The 15133-nt window shown below is 42.8% G+C and carries 12 protein-coding genes and 2 riboswitches; of the genes, 6 read left to right on the top strand and 6 right to left on the bottom strand.

Annotation, left to right across the window (positions count from 1 at the left end; all coding sequences use genetic code 11):
* Positions 1 to 3 precede the first annotated feature (3 nt).
* Both O0550_RS13905 and O0550_RS13900 read left to right on the top strand, forming a co-directional pair.
* On the top strand, positions 4 to 1182 hold the full coding sequence (locus O0550_RS13905; RefSeq protein WP_003341005.1) for an acetyl-CoA C-acetyltransferase: 1179 nt from the start codon (positions 4 to 6) through the stop codon (positions 1180 to 1182).
* A gap of 86 nt (positions 1183 to 1268) precedes the next feature.
* Complete coding sequence (locus tag O0550_RS13900; protein ID WP_258419787.1) at positions 1269 to 3047, top strand: acyl-CoA dehydrogenase family protein; 1779 nt, start codon at positions 1269 to 1271, stop codon at positions 3045 to 3047.
* A gap of 53 nt (positions 3048 to 3100) precedes the next feature.
* Here the strand turns inward: O0550_RS13900 and O0550_RS13895 are convergent, their stop codons facing one another.
* On the bottom strand, positions 3101 to 4156 hold the full coding sequence (locus O0550_RS13895) for a LacI family DNA-binding transcriptional regulator (RefSeq protein ID WP_121472971.1): 1056 nt from the start codon (positions 4154 to 4156) through the stop codon (positions 3101 to 3103).
* Between the two features lie 85 nt (positions 4157 to 4241).
* Complete coding sequence (locus O0550_RS13890) at positions 4242 to 6605, bottom strand: glycoside hydrolase family 31 protein (protein ID WP_258426650.1); 2364 nt, start codon at positions 6603 to 6605, stop codon at positions 4242 to 4244.
* A 356-nt stretch (positions 6606 to 6961) separates the two neighbouring features.
* Between O0550_RS13890 and O0550_RS13885 the strand changes: the two genes are divergently transcribed.
* The 3 genes from O0550_RS13885 to O0550_RS13875 all read left to right on the top strand — a co-directional run bounded on the left by O0550_RS13885 (position 6962) and on the right by O0550_RS13875 (position 10597).
* Entirely contained in the window at positions 6962 to 8596 is a 1635-nt protein-coding gene (locus tag O0550_RS13885; protein WP_276565014.1) for a PTS transporter subunit IIBC, read from the top strand.
* Between the two features lies 1 nt (position 8597).
* The gene (locus O0550_RS13880; protein WP_101669182.1) at positions 8598 to 9383 is read left to right on the top strand and encodes an endonuclease/exonuclease/phosphatase family protein; all 786 of its coding nucleotides are present in this window, start codon (positions 8598 to 8600) and stop codon (positions 9381 to 9383) included.
* Positions 9384 to 9541: 158 nt separating this feature from the next.
* A complete protein-coding gene (locus O0550_RS13875) occupies positions 9542 to 10597 on the top strand; it encodes a copper amine oxidase N-terminal domain-containing protein (RefSeq protein WP_258426648.1) in 1056 nt (351 codons plus the stop codon).
* 171 nt (positions 10598 to 10768) lie between these two features.
* Here the strand turns inward: O0550_RS13875 and O0550_RS13870 are convergent, their stop codons facing one another.
* The 4 genes from O0550_RS13870 to O0550_RS13855 are packed head-to-tail and all read right to left on the bottom strand — an operon-like array spanning position 10769 to position 13882.
* Positions 10769 to 11281 carry a cupin domain-containing protein gene (locus tag O0550_RS13870; protein ID WP_258426647.1) on the bottom strand — a complete coding sequence of 171 codons (513 nt, stop codon included), beginning with the start codon at positions 11279 to 11281 and terminating at the stop codon, positions 10769 to 10771.
* A 56-nt stretch (positions 11282 to 11337) separates the two neighbouring features.
* Positions 11338 to 11997, bottom strand: coding sequence for a methylthioribulose 1-phosphate dehydratase (locus O0550_RS13865; protein ID WP_003340989.1), 660 nt, complete (start codon positions 11995 to 11997; stop codon positions 11338 to 11340).
* Positions 11994 to 12671, bottom strand: a complete 678-nt coding sequence (locus O0550_RS13860) for a 2-hydroxy-3-keto-5-methylthiopentenyl-1-phosphate phosphatase (RefSeq protein ID WP_003334526.1) — start codon at positions 12669 to 12671, stop codon at positions 11994 to 11996. Before O0550_RS13860 ends, O0550_RS13865 begins: the two co-directional genes overlap by 4 nt.
* Positions 12668 to 13882 (bottom strand): 2,3-diketo-5-methylthiopentyl-1-phosphate enolase, encoded by a 1215-nt coding sequence (locus O0550_RS13855; RefSeq protein ID WP_258426646.1) that lies wholly within the window; start codon positions 13880 to 13882, stop codon positions 12668 to 12670. The genes O0550_RS13860 and O0550_RS13855 overlap by 4 nt, the downstream gene beginning before the upstream one ends.
* Before the next feature lie 87 nt (positions 13883 to 13969).
* Positions 13970 to 14099, bottom strand: a riboswitch (SAM riboswitch).
* Between the two features lie 225 nt (positions 14100 to 14324).
* A riboswitch (SAM riboswitch) is annotated at positions 14325 to 14448 on the top strand.
* Between the two features lie 10 nt (positions 14449 to 14458).
* Here O0550_RS13855 and O0550_RS13850 point away from each other — a divergent pair.
* Entirely contained in the window at positions 14459 to 15121 is a 663-nt protein-coding gene (locus O0550_RS13850; protein ID WP_003340986.1) for a DUF1722 domain-containing protein, read from the top strand.
* The last annotated feature ends 12 nt before the right edge of the window (positions 15122 to 15133 follow it).

The raw sequence follows: 15133 nt of genomic DNA, 5'->3' as shown, positions 1-15133 counted from the left end.
AGCATGAGAGAAGTAGTCATCGTGGCTGGGGCACGTACGGCTGTAGGTAAGTCAAAGCGCGGCTCATTAAAGGATGTTCATCCAGTTGATTTGGGCGCATATGTTGTAGAGGATTTGCTTCGCCGTGTTCCGAATCTGGACCCGGCGTTGATTGAGGATATAATTATTGGAAATGCAGTGCCAGAAGCGGAGCAAGGAACCAATATGGCTCGTTTAATCGGTCTTCGAGCTGGATTGCCGACCAATGTATCAGGGATTACGATAAATCGTTTTTGTTCGTCTGGTTTACAAAGTATTGCTTATGCGGCCCAACAAATCATGTGCGGTGGTGCTGATGTCATCATTGCAGGTGGTGTGGAAAGCATGAGTCTTGTACCGATGGTGGGGAATAAGGTAGCTTTGAACCCAACCTTGGTGGAAACGATGCCAGAAGCATACATGGGCATGGGACATACGGCAGAGAGAGTAGCACAGCGCTATGGCATTAGTCGTGAGGATCAGGACCAGTTTGCGGTAAGAAGCCATCAACGTGCGGCGGAGGCGATTGCGGCTGGTAAGTGTAAAGATGAGATCGTCCCAGTGCCAGTGAAGCAGGTATTTGTGGATGAGAACGGTAAACGTCATGAGAAAGAATTTGTGTTTGATACGGATGAGGGTGTACGCACTGATACAAATGTTCAAACCTTAGGAAAATTACGACCAGTCTTTCATGTAAAAGGAAGCGTTACAGCGGGTAACTCGTCTCAAACTAGCGATGGCGCTGCCGCCGTTCTCGTGATGTCTAGAGAAAAAGCAGACGAATTGGGTATTAAGCCAATCGCTAAGTTCCATTCCTTTGCAGTAGGTGGAGTTGATCCTGATGTCATGGGAATTGGTCCAGTTGTTGCTGTTCCAAAGGCCCTGAAGCAGGCTGGACTTAGCCTTCAGGATGTAGATTTGTTTGAGTTAAACGAAGCATTTGCCTCGCAATCCTTAGCTGTTATTCGTGAGCTGGGCATTGATGCTGAGAAGGTGAATGTTAACGGTGGTGCAATCGCATTAGGACACCCATTAGGATGCACAGGTGCCAAATTAACGGTATCTCTACTAAACGAGATGAAGAGACGTCAGTCAAAATACGGTGTTGTAACAATGTGTATCGGTGGCGGTATGGGTGCTGCTGGGGTGTTTGAGGTTCTGTAAAAAAGATGTTTGAGGTTTTATAAAAAATTGTAATCGCTCAAAGCATGAATAGCTTGATCGTTAAATATGGAAAGGAGAAATAAAAAATGGCAGATGTAAAAGAAATTGTACGCGGTGGAAGCTTTTTGATCGAAGCAGGTTTAGCAGAAGATGTATTTACACCAGAGGATTATACAGAAGAACAAAAAATGATTGCCAAAACCACAGAAGAATTTGTGGTTAACGAAGTTTTACCTCACTTGGAGGAGATTGAACAACATCATTTTGATCATTCGGTTCGCCTGTTAAAGGAAGCAGGAGAATTAGGGCTGTTAGGTGCAGATGTTCCAGAAGAGTATGAGGGGCTTGGACTTGATAAAATGAGCTCTGCGTTAATTACAGAAAAAATGGCACGTGCACGTAGCTTTGGCCTAAGCCATGGTGCTCATGTAGGGATTGGTTCCCTGCCAATCGTATACTTTGGCAATGATGATCAAAAGCGTCGGTACCTGCCTGATTTGGCATCGGGTCGTCGTCTAGCGGCTTATTGCTTAACAGAGCCGGGATCTGGTTCGGATGCATTGGGTGCTAAGGCAACAGCGCGTCTATCTGAGGATGGCACGCATTACCTATTAAATGGGGAAAAGCAATGGATCACCAATGCTGGATTTGCTGATGTATTTGTAGTCTATGCCAAAATCGATGGTGAGCATTTTACAGCGTTTATTGTAGAACGTGATTTCCCTGGCGTATCATTTGGACCAGAAGAGAAAAAAATGGGGATAAAAGGCTCCTCAACACGCACCGTTATTTTTGAGGACGCTAAGGTACCGGTCGAAAACCTATTGGGTGAGCAGGGCAAAGGTCACGTCATTGCGTTTAATATTTTAAACGTTGGTCGTTACAAACTAGCGGTAGGTACAGTAGGTTCTGCAAAACGTGCATTAGATATTGCGACAGAATATGCAAAAGAGCGTAAACAATTTAAAACGCCAATTGCCAACTTCCCACTTATTCAAAATAAATTAGCTTCTATGGCAGCGAAAGTATATGCGTCTGAAAGCTCTGTGTACCGCACAGTAGGGATGTTTGATTCCTCCCTGTCAAGCTTGGGAGAAAAAGCAAATGATGGCCGTGAAGTAGCAAAAGCAATTGCTGATTATGCGATCGAATGCTCGATCAATAAGGTGTTTAGTTCCGAGGTATTGGATTTCTGTGTGGATGAAGGCGTACAAATCCATGGCGGATATGGCTTTATGTCCGAGTATGAAATCGAGAATATGTATCGTGACTCTCGCATTAATCGTATTTTTGAAGGTACCAATGAAATTAACCGCTTATTAATTCCGGGCACATTGGTTAAAAAAGCAATGAAAGGCGAATTGCCTTTGTTGCAAGCAGCATCAGGCTTACAGGAGGAGCTGATGAGCTACTATCCTAGTGAGCTAGAGGAAGCTCCTTTGGCTGTTGAAAAGCATCTGCTGGAGATGACACGCAAAATCATTTTAATGGTTGCAGGCTCTGCTTTAATGAAGTACCAAAAACAATTGGATCAAGAGCAAGAGCTACTAGCGATTGCGGCTGACATGCTAATTGAGCTATATGCGATGGACAGTGCCGTGAAGCGCACAGAAAAAGCGATCGCCAAAAATGGAGCAGATAAAGAACAGCACAAGCAGAACCTGACAACAGTGTTTGTGCATGAGGCATTCGATCGTATCGAGCAAGGAGCGAAGGAAGCGTTAGCGGGAATGGAAGAGGGAGACGACCTTCGTTTACGCTTATCTATTCTTAAAAAATTGACACGTCGTGACCCAATCAACAGCATTGGCTTGAAACGCCAAATCGCGGCTCACGTATTAGAGAAGAATGGCTACGCAGTATAAAAGCATATAGCTTGAGCCTAAAAAAGGTTGCCAAGGAAGTCGGCAACCTTTTTTTACTTTTTCTTTTTTACATCCTTTTGGGTGGAAGCACGATAGTTAGCGCAAGAATTTCGCTCGACCAATTTGAAAGGGATAATAATGCGCTTGGTAGGTTCATCAGGTTGTTCAAGCTTCTCAATCAAGCATTTTCCAGCCTGATATCCCAGTTGAAAGATTTGAATATCTACTGAGGTGAGCGGCGGCTGAGAGATTTCCGTGATCAGAGCATTATTAAAACTAATAAGAGACACATCTTGAGGCACGTTAACCCCTATCTCGTTTAGGACTCGCAAAATGCCCAAGGCCATCATGTCATCCGTCACGATCAGGGCAGTCGGTCTGTTAGGCAAATTCATAAGTTCAATTGCGGCTTCCTCACCGCCTTCACGCAGGACTTTTTCTCGAACAATATATTCGTCATGTAGGGTGAGGGAAGCTTGCGTGATGGCTTGTTTATAGCCTTCTAAACGGTCAATGGTTACCACCATGTCAGGTGAACCACCAACAAACGCGATTCGCTCATGCCCCTTTTTGATGAGGTACTCGGTGATTTCCTTCGCTGCTGAATAATTGTCGTTATCGACATGATTAATGGCATCCATGTCCGTATGTGGTTTTCCCACCATTACAAAGGGAAAATCTCGTTCTTTTAGATAATTGGTGACGCGATCGTTAATTTTGGAATAAAGCAGAATCAATCCATCTACTCGACCACCTTGAACCATTCTCACAACGCCATCATACAATTCCGCTTCCGTTTCCCCGGTGGACATACAGATAGCGTACTCGCGGCTATGAGCAATTTTGCTGATACCTCGGATCACTTCAGGAAAGAAAGGATTCTGGAAGATCCGATCCGTTGAATCAGGCATTACCAGCCCAATGGTTTGGGAGGATTTGCTAGCAAGACTCCGAGCCTGATAGTTAGGGTGATAACCGAGTTGTTCCATGGCTTTTCGAACACGCTGCTTCGTTTTTTCGCTAATGCGAGGATGGTTGGCAACGACACGAGAGACTGTAGATGGTGCTACATTTGCTGCCCTTGCTACATCTTTAATTGTTACCCCCATGCGTTACCATCCCTTTCCACTTCATTTTTCATTATGATCACTCATGAAAAAACAGTCAGGGAGGTGCCCCCAACTGTTTGAATAATTATTGGTTTAGTTCAAATGTGAAGATCTGCTTATCCTTCAAATAAGAGCCTTTCACTTCTTCCCCATTTACATAAATGGTTTTCATCGTATCTACTCCGTGAACGTGGATAATCATAGATTTCCAAGAAGGAGAGTAGCCTGTGTAAATGTCCTCTATGTTTATTTCTACTTGATTTTCATCGTGGTGACAAGTAATTTTTCTCTCTAGATATTGATTATTTTGATAGGAGAACGTACTTCCGTCATCTTCATAAAGGATATACTCTGATTGTTGCTGACTTGGATAGAGATGAATCATGATTTGCTCGTCAGGAACCTTAGTGGATAATTTAGCTGGTGCCTCCGGAATAATTGCCCCTTCCTTCACAAAAATCGGTAGGGTATCGAGAGGGGCAGAAACCATGATATGCTTACCGCCATCGAATTTAGTGTCTGTCCAGTAATCATACCAGGTGCCTTCTGGCAGATAAACAACGCGATGGTACGTTGCTGGTCTAGTAATTGGCGCGATTAAAACATTCTCACCAATCAAGAACTGATCGGACAGATTGGATGTATGTGGATCGTTTGGATATTCCAGAACAAGCGGGCGCATGACAGGAAGACCTGTCTGATGTGCTTCACGGAACAACGTATATAGGTGCGGAAGCCATTTATAACGTAGTTCAATATATTTCTTCGTGATCATTTCCACTTCTTCTCCAAACGCCCATGGCTCTTGCGCTACTGTACCAAGATTGCTGTGGTTTCGGAAATAGGGGGTAAAAGTTCCGAGCTGTGTCCAGCGTGTCAGCAATTCCCCTGTAGTATCATGTGCAAAACCTCCAACATCAGGTCCGGTAAATGGCACTCCAGATAACCCAAGATTCATGCACATAGGTATCGCCATTTGCATATGCTCCCAGAAGCTTCGATTATCTCCTGTCCAGACAGCGGCATAACGCTGTACACCAGCGTATCCAGCTCTGGTCAGCACAAACGGACGCTTTCCAGATAACTGTTCTTTTAAACCTGTATAAGTCGCTTCACCCATTAGGAGACCATAGATATTGTGCAATTCGCGGTGAGTTTTTGGATTTCCGTCATTTTCATGTATGACTGATAAATCCATGGTCTTTGTTTCATTGAAAACAGCAGGCTCATTCATATCATTCCAGATACCTTCAATGCCCATGTCAGTATAGAATTTTTGCTTCTGTCCCCACCATTTCCGCACATTTGTATTGGAAAAGTCAGGGAATGCACTGATTCCGGGCCAAACTTCCCCTACATATATATTTCCATCCAGGTATTTGCAAAAATGATTTTCCCGTACCCCCTCTTGATAGATAGGGTACTCCGCATCTTGCTTGACACCTGGATCAACAATGGGAACGATGTTAATCCCTTCTGCTTTTAATTCTTGAATCAGCGAATGGGCATGCGGGAATCGATCATAGTCAAAAGTAAATACACGGTATCCGTCCATGTAATGAATATCCAAGTAGATCGCATCGACTGGAATTTCTTTATTCTTAAAATTTCTTACCAGTTCCCGTACTTCCTGCTCGTTTTTATAGCTGTAACGTGATTGATGATAGCCAAGTGCCCATTTAGGGGGAATGTCCATGCGGCCTGTTAATGTCGTGTATTGAGTAATAACATCCTTTGGAGTAGGCCCTGCCAGAATGTAATAATCTAATTCCCCGCCTTCTGCCCCGAAGGAATAGCGGGTTTGACTAGATTTCAGATCAAAAACGCTGCGATACGTGTTATCAAAAAAGATTCCATGTGCAAAACCATTTCGAATTGTCATGAAGTACGGAATCGATTCATAGAGAGCATCAGTCTCTGGATTATGCGGAGCAAAAACGTCTGTATTCCACATCGTCATGTTTTCCCCACGTTTATCAAGAAAGCCGGTTTTTTCGCCAAATCCATAAAAATGGTCGGCGGCATCCATTTCTTTAAAACAAATAATTTCTTGTTTTTGTGTAAAGGCCATTCCTCTTTCGCCCTCAGCTACAAGCAGTCGTCCCAGAGGATCATAGGCGGAAATGCGAAAAGGATTTTTGTTGATTTTTAGGTGAAGCCCAGCTGCTTTAATCAGGAGATACTGATCATGGTCCTCACATATTGTATGGACATCCTGAGAAGCTTTTATGAGGGCAAAGCTGCTTTCTAGGGTAGGTTTTGATAGCGGTTTCATAGTTATCCGCACAATATCATCTGCATAAAAGGACAGACTAACCCAACCGCGCTCACAGCGAAAGTGGAAGAGATCAGTTTTTTCATAGTCTAATAAGGCACCAATATCGTAGTATTGGTTCGAATTGCTTGCTTGTTCATTTCCAGGATGAATGGCAAAACTGGTATCTTGCATATAAAAACCTCCTTTATTCTTTGGTTGACCGCATGTTTGAAAGAATCTCACAATCATTATATTTTCAATCAATTAATTGCGCAACCGATTGCACTAATTTATTTTCGAGTATTTTATTGTTGTTCTCTTAAAGGGACTGTCTTTCATTTGGTTTATGAAGGGATAAATAGTTGTATTAAATGTATTTTCAGTTAAGGGAAATAAGCGATTTTATTTTTGGAACGAAAAGAGGAACTATTATAAAATTTCTCTTGTTTTATGAAAGCGTTTTTATTACAATGATTTTGCGCAAACGATTTCATTGAGTTGATAAAATAAATGATAGATGTATTCAGGGGGGAGTCACAGTGAGAAACATGGCATCTTTTGATTTCTGGCAAAAGCTTGGGAAAGCACTTTTAGTGGTAGTTGCTGTCATGCCTGCTGCGGGGATTATGATTTCTCTAGCCAAGCTGATTGCGATGGCAGGTGGAGATGTAACCTTTGTCGTCAGATTTGCCCACGTGATGGAAGAAATAGGCTGGGCTATCATCGGTAATCTTCATATTTTGTTTGCAGTTGCCATTGGTGGCTCATGGGCTAAGGAGAGGGCAGGCGGCGCATTTGCCGCACTGATTGCTTTTATCTTAATCAATCGGATTACGGGTGCAATTTTTGGAGTAAGCGGGGATATGTTATCAAGCCCTGACGCTACGGTCTCCTCCTTATTTGGAAAAGAGTTAGTAGTGAAAGATTATTTTATTTCATTTTTAGGGGCCCCTGCTCTTAACATGGGTGTTTTTATTGGTATTATTTCTGGTTTCCTAGGGGCCGTTATCTTTAATAAGTACTATGATTACAATAAACTTCCGGCATCGTTAGCTTTCTTTAATGGGAAGCGATTTGTTCCGTTTGTCGTTATTTTTTGGTCGGCTGTAACCGCTATCATTTTGTCTGTTATTTGGCCGTCTATTCAGGGAATTTTGAATGATTTCGGAAAATGGATTGCTTCTTCTAAAGATTCAGCGCCTGTGATTGCTCCCTTTATCTTTGGGATGCTAGAGCGCTTATTGCTACCATTTGGATTGCATCATATGCTGACTGTTCCCATTAATTATACCCAGCTTGGCGGTACATACACATTGCTTACTGGTACCAGTGCAGGTCAGGTCGTAGCGGGTCAAGATCCATTGTGGCTGGCTTGGGTTGCTGATTTGAACAACCTACTTTCTCAAGGTGATACGGCTGCTTATCAGCAATTGCTAAATAGTGTAACGCCAGCTCGTTTTAAAGTAGGTCAGATGATTTTGTCAACGGCGTCATTGCTTGGTATCGCGTTAGCTATGTATCGTCATGTGGATATCGAGAAACGGCCAAAATATAAATCCATGTTTTTCTCTGCTGCTTTGGCGGTATTTTTGACAGGGGTAACAGAACCGATTGAATTTATGTTCATGTTCGCCGCACCACTTTTGTATGTGGTTTACTCCATTTTGACTGGACTTAGCTTTGCGATGGCTGATTTTATCCACCTACGCCTACATTCCTTTGGATTTATCGAGCTGTTAACACGAACACCAATGGCGATACGGGCGGGAATGATCCAGGATATCATCAACTTTGCCATAACATGTCTCGTCTTCTTTGGATTGAATTTCACGGTCTTTCATTTTTTGATCAAAAAGTTTAACTTCCCTACTCCAGGGCGCGCTGGAAATTATACAGATGAGGAAGAGCCCTCCACAAAACAAGAGCAATTGAAGAAAACCACTACTAGTGTTGCCGAAACGATTGTTCAGCTATTAGGGGGACAGAATAATATAGAAGATGTGGATGCTTGTATGACTCGTCTGCGAGTAACCGTTAAAAATATAGAAGATGTGGCTAAAGAATCAGAGTGGAAAAAGACAGGCTCGCTCGGACTGATTTTAAAAGATAAGGGAGTTCAGGTTGTGTACGGTCCGAAGGCAGATGTGATTAAATCAAGCGTTCAGGATTACTTAGGAGTCTAATATGAGATTATTAACACTGAATTGTCATTCGTGGCAGGAATCTAATCAGCAAAAAAAGCTAGAGGACTTAGCGGATGCCATAGCAGAGCATGCCTACGATGTTATAGCTTTGCAAGAGGTTAGCCAATCGATTGATGCTGTAGTGATAAAGGATCAGATTAAAGCAGATAACTATGCTTATCTGTTATTACAAGAGCTTCAGAAGCGTGGACTAAACGATTATCGGATGGTCTGGGAGTTTTGCCATATCGGCTATGAGATATACGAAGAAGGGGTAGCTTTGCTAACCAACCTCCCCATTATAAAGCAAGACGCATTTTATGTATCCAAGCATACAGATACGTCATATTGGAAAACCCGCAAGGTTATCAAAGCGACTGTGGAGTATCATCAGAAGTGCATTTCATTCTTTTCCTGTCATTTCGGATGGTGGGAGGATGAAGAGGAACCCTTTCATGCTCAGTTCGAACGTTTCATAAAGAGGACGGATAAAAACGAACTTACCTTCTTAATGGGAGATTTTAATAATCATGCCAAAGCGAGAGGGGAAGGCTATGACATGGTAAAAGGGCAGGGCTGGTACGATACGTTTCTACTCGCAAAGGTTCGAGACGAGGGCAGTACAGTTCAAGGAAAGATAGCCGGATGGGATCGGAATCAGGAAGGCTTGCGGATCGATTATATCTGGGTTAATCAGCCTGTCTCTATCCAGGAATCAAAAGTGATTTTTAACGGAACCAATAAGCCAGTCGTATCTGATCATTTTGGAGTAGACGTCCTGATTTGATGCTAAAAGACCAAGATCCGATTTACTAACAATCGGGTTTTGGTTTTTTTATTTTTATTTTTTTTATCTTTTCCTGAAACGTTTGTGAAAAACACCTCGTCAAAGAGTGTGAATCAAGCAAAATGGAAATTTTGTTAATGAAAATGGAGGTATCCACAATGAATAAAACCTTTAAAATGTTAAGTGCTGCTCTAGTTACCGCTGTGGTGGCTACCAGCTCCATCTCTGCTTATGCCGCTACTCCACAACTAACACAAACAAATCTTATACAGCCAAAACCAGCATCTAAGCATGCGATTTATGTAAATGGTAAAGTAGTCGATCAGAAGCTAGACGTATACGCAAATAAACAAAATGTACTAATGATTCCTTTGCGTACAATTTCTGATCAACTAGGCTATAAGGTTACCTGGAATGCAGAAACGAAGAGTGCTGAGTTGCAAAAAGGAGCGCAATGGACAGCAGTTGCGGTGGGGAAAGATCAATACAGTGTAAATAAAATGTATGTGCAGTTAGGATCAGCTCCCGAGTCAAAAGCAGGAGTAACCTACGTGCCAGTTACCTTCTTTGATAAAGTGCTTCATCAGCAAGTAATTGTTGAGGAGGATGGGACAATAAAAATTGGCGAACAAGCTCAAGGGGTTACGAAAAAAGGCAGTATTACTAACATCTCTATTGACGAAAAGGATGCTTCTCTTAAAGGGGCTATCATGGTGAATGGATTTACAAACGGTGTGCGTTTAAACATCACAGACGAGACAAGCATCGTTAATCAGGATGGTAAAAAGCTGACCATAGCTGATTTGAAGTTGGGTCAAGAAATTGAAGTTGAACACGGTCTGGCTATGACTATGAGTATTCCGCCTATGACCAATGCAGTGAAAATCGTGGTAAATGATAAAATGGCTACTCCTGAGGTTTTAGGAACGGTTGGTGAAGTCGTTGAAGCGAAAACATTAACAGATGGAACCGTGCAGGTAGTGATTAAAGGCGAGAAGCTAAACGACCAATCCTTTGAGATGATTGCGCTAAATCTAGCAAAAGATACTCCGATTATCGACGCAAAGGATAATAGTCCATTAAAAGCAGAGGACTTGCGTAAAGGGACAAAAGTCTATGGATTCTATGGTCCTGTGACAACAAAGAGCCTACCAGCGATTGGGCAGGCGATGAAAATCGTGGTTGAGCAGGAGTCTTTGATTCAGCCTAAATAAAAAGCTACAGCCTAAGTAGATAGCTACAGATGCTCTGGAGATCGTGGCTTGAATACGGACTATAAAAAACGCTTGGACGGATGATCCAAGCGTTTTTTATGTTATGGAAAACCAGGCTAATCGCTTAAGGATAAGCTTTCCCTTTTTTCTGATGTTCGCTTAATTATGTTCCTAGTAAATCGCTTCCCAACCAGCAGGAGTTACAAACAGACGAATCGCAATAATTTTCCGATCCTCCATTAAGGTAAAGTAATGACGATAGGAAGAAGGAACAGAGATTAAATCGCCGGGGGATAGCTCTACATCAAAGTAGCGACCGTCTGTGCCTAAAATCGCAAAAATACCATGACCATCTACGCAAAAGCGGACTTCATCATCCGTGTGATGATGTTCTTTGACGAAGTTCTCTAATTTTTTATCTAACTCTGGTGTTTTGTCACTTAGGACAATGACGTCTGCTGTGGTGTAGTTGCGGCGTTCGCTAATCTCTTGTATCTCTTTTTGGAAGGTATCTAAAATTTGCTGTTTTTCAGCATCAGTTGGCGCGTAATTATTTCGCAAAGCAGGATCTAATTGATCCACACCCCAATATTCATAGATAACATCCTGCGAGTTTAAAAAAGCCTGAACCGCCTCTCTATCCTCAATATATTCATTGGTATCGTGAAAACGTACTTTTGCCATGAAGAAGGACCTCCTAATGTTGTAATCTTATGAATTATTTATTTAATCAGACTGAATTAAATGGCAATACCAGACGCTTTTGCAGATAAATTACCTACTTGCAATAAGCGCAGTTGATATTCAAATAGAAATTCAAAAGCTTCTATATGTCTTTTTGCTTCAAAATCATTACGACCCCAGGCATATATTCCGTGGTTGCGGATTAACACGCCGGGTACATCAGGCTTGATCGCCTCTTTAATGGCCGCTGCTAACGTAGGGATATCTGCATAGTTTTCTACAATCGGGACGGTAAGAAGAGCGTTTTCCTCCCAAATGCCCAGTCCTTTGATTAATTCCTGACCATGAATAGTAAAGCTTTGCTTTTGTGCATACACCTCGGAAATCACATTGTTGGCAATCGTGTGTACATGAAAGCAAGCGCCAGCATCGGGAATGCTTTGGTAGACAACAGCATGCACTAATGTTTCCGCAGAGGGCTTCAAATTGGTAGGCTCTACAGAATTGCAATCGCCGTCAACGATCAAGTAATCTTCTGGCGATAGTTTGGTTTTATCTTTGCCACTGGCGGTCACAGCAAATTGTAAGGGTACATCGCTGATTTTAATAGAGAGGTTTCCGCTTGTACCCGGAAACCAATCTCTTCTAGCAAACGTTAGCTTTACCTCATCTAATTTTTTAAAAGCGGCGGTGCGCTGTTCAAGTGTTGTTGTCATAGCACAATCCCCTCCTGTTTGGCCCTAATGGCTTTAATAATTGAAATCACATCATAAAAAGTAGTAAATGGTTTATGTGATAAATTTTCTTCCTGACATTTTTCCAGTAGGAAGGAACGGGCAATGACAAAATCAGCAATTCGAGACCCTGCCAAGTCAGTGATACTATCCCCAATAACAACACGTGTATAGCCGGTAGCATCATAGCTTCTAATAATGGTAGTTTTACACATTCCGCAATCTGTTTGGCAATGCTCATCGCAGGTATGCGGCCACGTAATTTTTATTCTCTCTTTGCTAAAATCACTGCCATTACAATAAATTGGGCCATCAAGCTGAAACGGAGCAAGAATCGGATGAACAAAAAAATCGATACCTCCGCTTGTAATGAGCAGAGTCACGTTTTCCTGCCGGCAATAATCCACAAACTCTGCAAAACCAGGGCGGATACGGGCATTCTCTACAGCAAATTGAGTGATTTCATGTTCGAGTGAAGAGGGAAGCAGGGAAAACAGCTTTCCTACCCCTTCTCTAATGGATATTTGTTGCGTCAAAATTTGTTCGGTTAACTCTTCCCAGCCTGGGGGATGAAAGTGGCGCATGATTGCCACAATATTGTCTTTTTCTGTAATCGTTCCATCGAAATCGCAAAAAAGCACAAGCTGTTTCGTCATGCAGAACCTCCCCATTTTTCTAGTGCTAGTCGCAGTTCATTAGAGTCGGAAGCTGCTGCTGTAAGACTGATTCCATTCACGGATGCATCAATAGCGGCACGGAATGCTCGACCGCCTGCTGTTGCTCCGAGTGGGTGCCCATGAATGCCGCCGCCTGCGTTAACAACCTGATCTAGGCCAAAGTCGGCGTACAGTTGGGGAACCAATCCGGGATGAATACCCGCTGATGGAACAGGGAAGGCAGGTTGCAAGGTGCCGTATTCCTCAACTAAATGATTAGCTAGCTGAGTAGCCTCGCTCTTATCTAATGCTACATTTCCGTATGGAGAAGGGAATAACACTAAATCAGCCCCGGCTAAACGCAATAGCTTACCGAGCAGGAGCGGAGCGGCAATGCCGTGATCAGGACTAGGATAATAGGCGCCGGCGAGTGCGGGATGCGCCATGATTGGCACTTGAATGTCCGGGTCTTCTGCTAGACGTTGCAGGAGATCGAAGCCAAAAGCAAGTGCATTAAACAAAAGGCAGGAAGCACCTGCATCGACAGCTTGCTTCGCCCGTTCAATAAGCTGTGAGCTAGGCCCTGTAAGGTTAGCGGCATACAAGACAGGCTTACCGGTTTGTTCTGCAATTTCATCTGAAATGACTTTGAAGCGTCTGATACGTTGGATAAATGGAGCTTTATCATCAGCAAAGAAAATTTCATCATCCTTAATCAAATCAAGGCCGCCTTCTGCTTGGGCACGAAATTGCACTTCTAGTTCCTCTAGTGACAAACCTGTGCATGATTTAAAAATACTCATTAATAATGGACGATCATGCACACCGGTTATTTCCCGTATTCCTTCTATGCCGAATTTTGGACCCTGAAAGCCTTGTAAAAAAGAAGGAGGAAGCTGAATGTCTACCAGCTTGATTTTCCCGTCCATTGATAGTTTGCCAAATACCCCTGTAAGAAGAGAAGGGATATCCTGTGTAAAGCATATGGTTGGATAACTAATCGTGATATAACCTCGTGTTTCACCTGATGAGGTGGATTCAAGAGGAGATACATCCGCTACTTCACCTAAATAGGGGCGTAGCTGCTCCTGCTTTGCCAGAGGAAGGTCCGTCCATGAGCCTACTGTCATACCAACTGCAATACCTTCCGCTTTTTTTTGTAAATCCTTTGCTTGAGTTAAATAGGTTACGAGGATTCGATCTGTACTCATGGATGGCCTCCTTGTAGGTAGAGAATTTATCAACTAAAAACGCCCCCTTCAAGAGAAGGAGGCGTCCGATAGACAGATCATCTTCTTCTCTTATCTCTCACATAAATCAGTACAGCACGATTATGTGTAGGATTTAGCACCGTTTCGCATCGTTTATCCCGATGCGAGGGTTGCCGGGCATCATAGGGCCAGTCCCTCCGCCTTCTCTCAATAAGAGCTAGGTAATTGTTGTAATTGTCAAAATTGAAGCTGATTCTTGGAGATCATCTTATCCCTTTTTGTAACATGCGTCAACCCTTTTTATAAATAAAAACTGAGTTGAATAAATTGTTTGACATAACTGGATTACCTGTGTATATTTCTACTAACGATTCATTTATGAGGCTTTAGCTACGCAGGATAGGAACCTGTGTTCACCTACAATTACATATACTTAATGGATACCTTATCCAGAGACGGTGGAGGGACTGGCCCGATGAAACCCAGCAACCGACACATAGCCGCTAACCTGGCATGTGCACGGTGCTAATTCCTGCAGAGACATGTAAAATTCTGGTAGATAAGGGGGAACGTTTTATGAATATGACATGTCAAAACGACCTCTTTTCTTCGGAAAAGAGGTTTTCTTTTTCTTTGGTAAGCAAAGCATGGTGTGAACAGATATGGGCAGAGCATAAGTATTGGGTCATGATGAGGTGTTATCAAAAATATAAGCAAATCTCACAAGCATTTCGGGATCAAGTAAAAACGTCTCGCGAAACAGGCGAACGCGATTGGAGTATATTTGCAGAACAGTTATTACATGAATTTCAGAAGATGCGAAAACTGCCTATTGATTCAGGCAATGCCTGTAATGCCTTGAGTCATGCATTCGGTCATCTGCGCGGAAAACTTACGGAGCAAGAAAGCGGCTCCTGGCATGTCTTATTGCAAAGGAACTGGGAGGAAGCTCATCGTATATTGTTCTTACTTACTATGGAATATGGTGATGATTATTTGTCGCGGTCTCGCCTATTTTCACCGGAGGCTCCTAGCAGTCACACATGGATTCGGTTTCGTGGCAAGGATTTTTTTATTGCAAAGGATTTGGGGCAGTGGAAGATTCTTGAGCCATGGGAAGTTTGGGAGCGAGTCGGCGTGTATCAAGTTAACCTATTAACCAAATATCGCTTATTAGCCAATCTAGGAGGAATCGTTCATCCCCTGGCACATTACGATCAATACATCAACCGAGACTAGAGTGGTAAAAGG

The sequence above is a fragment of the Brevibacillus halotolerans genome (assembly GCF_026891775.1).
GTDB classification, from domain to species: Bacteria; Bacillota; Bacilli; order Brevibacillales; family Brevibacillaceae; genus Brevibacillus_B; species Brevibacillus_B halotolerans.
Note: the sequence above shows the minus strand (reverse complement) of the source record. Positions and strands in the feature narration are given on the sequence as shown.

Coding starts and splice junctions, on each gene's coding strand:
- O0550_RS13905 (WP_003341005.1), top strand. CDS start 4: ATGAGAGAAGTAGTCATCGTGGCTGGGGCACGTACGGCTGTAGGTAAG.
- O0550_RS13900 (WP_258419787.1), top strand. CDS start 1,269: ATGGCAGATGTAAAAGAAATTGTACGCGGTGGAAGCTTTTTGATCGAA.
- O0550_RS13895 (WP_121472971.1), bottom strand. CDS start 4,156: ATGGGGGTAACAATTAAAGATGTAGCAAGGGCAGCAAATGTAGCACCA.
- O0550_RS13890 (WP_258426650.1), bottom strand. CDS start 6,605: ATGCAAGATACCAGTTTTGCCATTCATCCTGGAAATGAACAAGCAAGC.
- O0550_RS13885 (WP_276565014.1), top strand. CDS start 6,962: ATGGCATCTTTTGATTTCTGGCAAAAGCTTGGGAAAGCACTTTTAGTG.
- O0550_RS13880 (WP_101669182.1), top strand. CDS start 8,598: ATGAGATTATTAACACTGAATTGTCATTCGTGGCAGGAATCTAATCAG.
- O0550_RS13875 (WP_258426648.1), top strand. CDS start 9,542: ATGAATAAAACCTTTAAAATGTTAAGTGCTGCTCTAGTTACCGCTGTG.
- O0550_RS13870 (WP_258426647.1), bottom strand. CDS start 11,281: ATGGCAAAAGTACGTTTTCACGATACCAATGAATATATTGAGGATAGA.
- O0550_RS13865 (WP_003340989.1), bottom strand. CDS start 11,997: ATGACAACAACACTTGAACAGCGCACCGCCGCTTTTAAAAAATTAGAT.
- O0550_RS13860 (WP_003334526.1), bottom strand. CDS start 12,671: ATGACGAAACAGCTTGTGCTTTTTTGCGATTTCGATGGAACGATTACA.
- O0550_RS13855 (WP_258426646.1), bottom strand. CDS start 13,882: ATGAGTACAGATCGAATCCTCGTAACCTATTTAACTCAAGCAAAGGAT.
- O0550_RS13850 (WP_003340986.1), top strand. CDS start 14,459: ATGAATATGACATGTCAAAACGACCTCTTTTCTTCGGAAAAGAGGTTT.